At 59.0% G+C, this 4,273-nt stretch carries 6 protein-coding genes; 4 read left to right on the top strand and 2 right to left on the bottom strand.

All coding sequences use genetic code 11. From position 1 onward, the window contains the following. The coding region (locus tag WB528_RS07050; RefSeq protein ID WP_423887704.1) for an efflux RND transporter permease subunit at positions 1-198 on the bottom strand (198 nt) is incomplete at its 3' end. 52 nt (positions 199-250) lie between these two features. Continuing rightward, complete coding sequence (locus WB528_RS07045) at positions 251-1,471, bottom strand: efflux RND transporter periplasmic adaptor subunit (protein ID WP_423887703.1); 1,221 nt, start codon at positions 1,469-1,471, stop codon at positions 251-253. Between the two features lie 963 nt (positions 1,472-2,434). On the opposite strand from WB528_RS07045, the gene WB528_RS07040 reads away from it, so the two are divergent. From WB528_RS07040 to WB528_RS07025, 4 genes are all read left to right on the top strand, one after another. Further along, positions 2,435-2,767 carry a hypothetical protein gene (locus WB528_RS07040; RefSeq protein WP_423887702.1) on the top strand — a complete coding sequence of 111 codons (333 nt, stop codon included), beginning with the start codon at positions 2,435-2,437 and terminating at the stop codon, positions 2,765-2,767. Positions 2,768-2,969: 202 nt separating this feature from the next. Further along, complete coding sequence (locus WB528_RS07035; protein ID WP_423887701.1) at positions 2,970-3,263, top strand: hypothetical protein; 294 nt, start codon at positions 2,970-2,972, stop codon at positions 3,261-3,263. Positions 3,264-3,375: 112 nt separating this feature from the next. After that, complete coding sequence (locus WB528_RS07030; protein ID WP_423887700.1) at positions 3,376-3,849, top strand: hypothetical protein; 474 nt, start codon at positions 3,376-3,378, stop codon at positions 3,847-3,849. 28 nt (positions 3,850-3,877) lie between these two features. Next, on the top strand, positions 3,878-4,153 hold the full coding sequence (locus tag WB528_RS07025) for a hypothetical protein (protein ID WP_423887699.1): 276 nt from the start codon (positions 3,878-3,880) through the stop codon (positions 4,151-4,153). Positions 4,154-4,273: the final 120 nt, after the last annotated feature.

The raw sequence follows: 4,273 nt of genomic DNA, 5'->3' as shown, positions 1-4,273 counted from the left end.
CGTATAGTATTTCTCCATCTCCTCGGCGGACAGACCGGCCGCCTGCGCCGTGATCTCGAGAATGACCGGGGCCGGGTTGGGATAGGCTTCGATGTTCAGCTTCAAAAATGCAACGAGCCCGGCCGCGCAGAACACCACAAGACCCAGCACGACGATCGCACTGCGCGTCAGACCGAACTCGAGCAAGGACTTGATCAACTGAACCCGCCGTGTGAATTTGAGTTAACGGATGGCGCGCGCAAGCGGCCCACTAGCCGGCGTCGCCCAACAAGAGCTTGTTGCTCAGGAAAACCGCACCATCCATGACGACGGTATCGTTGGGCTCGAGTCCGGACAGAATCTGCGTCCAGCCATCCTGCGCCAGCCCGGTCTTCACGGTTCGCTTGATAAAGTGGCGGCTGTCGCTGGTAACCCAAACCGTCATCGTTCCGTCACCCTCCCTGGCAATGCCGTTCGCCGGCATTGCCAGAGAACTGACGGGGTCTCCGACACGAATGACGAAACTCGCAAACATCCCCGACCGCAGCAGATGCTCGGGGTCATCGATTTGCGAGCGGACCAGTTGCCGGTGGCTATTCGGGTCGATCATCGCCCCCAACGCCGTCACATGTCCTTTGAAGACCTTGTCGGGGTAGGCCGGCACTCTGACCTCGACGTCCTGGCCGAGCTTGTAGGCCGGCGCGTCGGTCTCAACGACGTTCGCCAGCATCCACATCGTCGCCAGATCCGCGACCGAATATGGCGCCGGCGCATTGCCCGGCTGGACCAGAAGCCCGGGAGCAGCACTGCGAGCCACGATCCTCCCCGAGATCGGGCTTGGGACCAGCAAAGTGGAATCGACATGGCGCTTCTCCACGACCTGATCGATCTCGGCATCGGTCTTGCCGAAAATACGCACCGCATCCCGCGCCGCCTTGAAGTTACCTTCCGCGGTCTGCTCATCGGAGGTCGACTGATCGACCTCCCGCTGGGCGCTGCCGCCCGCCTTCAACAGGTTAAGCGCACGCGCCAGCGTTCGCTTCTGCAGTTCGAGCACGCCGGCGGAGGCCAGCAAGGTGGATTCAGCTTGCAGAAGATCCGGGCTATCGATCGTGAACAGGATGTCGCCGGCCTTGACGTCGTCACCGATGTTGTAGTTCGCCTTGAGGATTTTCCCGGGGTATTGCGAGAAAACCTGCACCAGCAGATCTTCGTTGAAGTCGATGGTGCCGACGGCCGTTTTGAATAGCGCGAAATTGCGCGATTCCACGGCTCCGATCTTGAGCGCGGCCGCCTGCTTTTCCGACAAATCGACGCTCTGCTCATCGGCTGCGGGCCGCACAGGTTCGGTCGAGGCGACGTGAACCCGGCCTTCGGATTGCCCGTCGGCTAATCCGATAAAGCCCCTGCCCCAGAACCACGCTGCGCCGCCGAGCAAAATCACGCCGAGCAAAATTGCGCGGGATTTCGACAGCTTTCCGAAAGCACTCACTCCAAAATTCCCAACATCGCCGCCCATCTTTTTGTCATGCTGCGTTACAGCATCGCGCTTACACTAACCTTACGTATCCTACTGTTTGAACGATTGTTTTACGGGAAAGTCATATGATAAAAATAATCGGAGCGGGGAAAACCCGCGAATTTGCCCAGATACTCCTCGCCTGCGCATACCCTGGGCAAGCAGTTGCCAAAGATATCAACAGTAACAAGCTGGAATTTCTCAGCTTTACTCGCCCAAACGCTGGCCTGATTGGCCGCCCCATCGCCCGCTGGCGGTCTTTGGCGTGTTGGAAAACCCGTTCCGCGAGTCGGAAGTCAAGGATGATCATATCGGCCGAGGCGATAATCGCGAAGTTTTATTGGGCGCTATCCCAAGATTGGCGTGGCCGTCGAATGCATGTGCATCCGATTCGCTGCTCAACCCGGGCCACGCGTCCTGTGGGGATGGCGAACAAGCGCTAGCTTCGCTGCACCGTTTCATAGAAAAATAATATCCAGATTCTCGGTTTGAGCGATTTATGCCCACCGAGGTGTCAATTGCCTCCGACGATGCCGCGGTGATCGGCACGGTTCGCAGCATTTCCCACGGGATTCCGAATATTCAGCAATCGCCTTCAATGATTTTTTGGCGCGCCTGTTCCTTTTGCGCCATACCCATCGCGCAACAGGTCGCATTTCGATATCTTTTATCTACGCCGTCAGTTCGATTTCATGATCGAAGCGATATATCGCTTCTCATCGAGCGGCGTCGCCTTCGCTGATCATCAGGCGAGGCAATGGACCAGACATAAACACGGACGACGCAAGCGCGCCGGACGTTCACGCCCCGCGCCCGGAATTGATTTTTCCCGAAGTCAGTTTCACGTAAGCGTCCGGTAACTTGATTTTATAGTGCACTGCTTACAATCTCGCTTCGGGGGTCGACCTGCAAAACGGAATTGCGACGGGAAAAGTCATGAAGTCTGCTATTGCCGCGGCGATCGCGATGTCCGCCGTCACGAGTGCGGCTGCGAATGCGCAAGGGAACGTAAGCCCGTTACAGCCTTGCACCGCGCGCGTCGTTCAGTCCGAAGAATTGCCGTTTGCCCCCATCGACAGCTGGCTCGTCAAGGTGACGCTCGCGATCACGCCGCACCACGGCAATACCTACTACACGACGTTGCATGACCGGATGCCGTGGCAGGGGCCGCCACCGCGGCGTGGCCAGGCATTCCGCCTGTGGTGCAATCCAGCCAATCCGAGCGATCTGCGTCTCGCGGGCCGCCCAGGCGCCTCATCCCCCTTCTGATCGACGTGACTGGCTTGGCCACGCCGGCGTCCGTATATGAAGAATTTGTTTTTCGAGCCGCGCGCTACCCTCGTTTTCCAATGAGCTTTTGTTTTCAAACGTGACACGCTCTGGTAAACCGATTTTGATGCCGGCTGCCACATATGGCCCAAGCCTTGCAAGCAAAACGCAGAATACAACGTCACACTGGAAATCGAAAATCATGCCTCCGTTTGTAGCAAGCCGCGACCGCAACCTGACGCACCCGTCGAAATCGACGGCGGTGATCGTTCGCTTCGGCTTGCGGATGGCCGCTGTCGGCGCCTTCGCGGTGTTCGGAGGCATTGGTTTTCAGCGAGGTCTCACCGTGATGCTATGGATGTCCACCATTCTGGGCGCGGTGGTCGCGCTGTTCGATGGCGAGGAACCACTCGCTTCAGGGCTTAACCATTGGGACGAGGCCATGGCCTATGCGGCCTTGTGCTGCCTTGCCTGCGCATTCGAACCTCCGATCTGATTCGGGTATGGCCAGCCTTCCATCGCGGGCTCCACGCAGCTTTATGAAACTCTTATAAGATCGCAGGTCTGCCGCTCTCGAATTCCTATCTGCCGCCGCGGATATTGAGAGCATGAGCCAATCCTTGCAGACAGAGCGACGCCACGTTTGCGAGCTTGCCGGTACGCTTCGCGCCGCTAAGGCTGTCACGCCGGAGCTGTTGTCGGATGTCATCCGCGATGCGTGCTGGCGGTTTGCTTGCGTCCCGCAGTCCGAACATTCCAGCCCGATCGATCGGTTGATCCAATCCGGCGCCTGGACCGACGTTGCGCTGGCCTTGCTCGACCTGGAATTACCGCAATGGCACATTCGCCGCATCACCTACGACGCCGGCGAATGGCATTGCGCCTTGTCGCGCCAGCGTGAGCTTCCCGACTGGCTCGATCAGTCGATTGAGGCCAGCCACGCGGACTTCTCGCTCGCGATCCTGAGCGCACTCGTCGAGGTTCGGCGCGTCAGCACGGTACCGGCCGAAACCAGCGTGCCGAGCGTACCCTGCACCACCATCCGGCTCTACGCGCCGATGTGCTGCGACAACTTCGCCTAGTGATGACGATCTGGCCTACCACCGCAACATGAATTTGACGCAGGAAGTAAAATCGATCCGGGTGATCGGCCGATTCTGCCTGCGGATGACCATCCTTGTCGTCTTCGCCGCGTTCGGCCATATCGGTTTTGCCCGAAGCCTGACGGCGTTGCTTGGGATGTCCGCCGTCCTGAGCGCCATGCTCGCAACGATCAAGCGCGAGCGCCTGCTCGGCTCCTCGCTCAATCACTGGGACGAAATGACGGTCTATGCCGCGCTGGGCTGCCTGGTCGCCGGCTTCGATGGCTATTCCGTTCCGATTTGAGGCTAGTGGGGAGCCTTATGCGGCCCCTATGAGATCGCAGACCTCCCGCTCTCGAATTCATATCCGTCCGGCAGGATATTTCGCGCACGGGCCACGCCACTCCCGTGGACTGGCTCCTCA

It is taken from the genome of Bradyrhizobium sp. (assembly GCF_049586575.1).
GTDB lineage: Bacteria > Pseudomonadota > Alphaproteobacteria > Rhizobiales > Xanthobacteraceae > Bradyrhizobium.
Note: the sequence above shows the minus strand (reverse complement) of the source record. Positions and strands in the feature narration are given on the sequence as shown.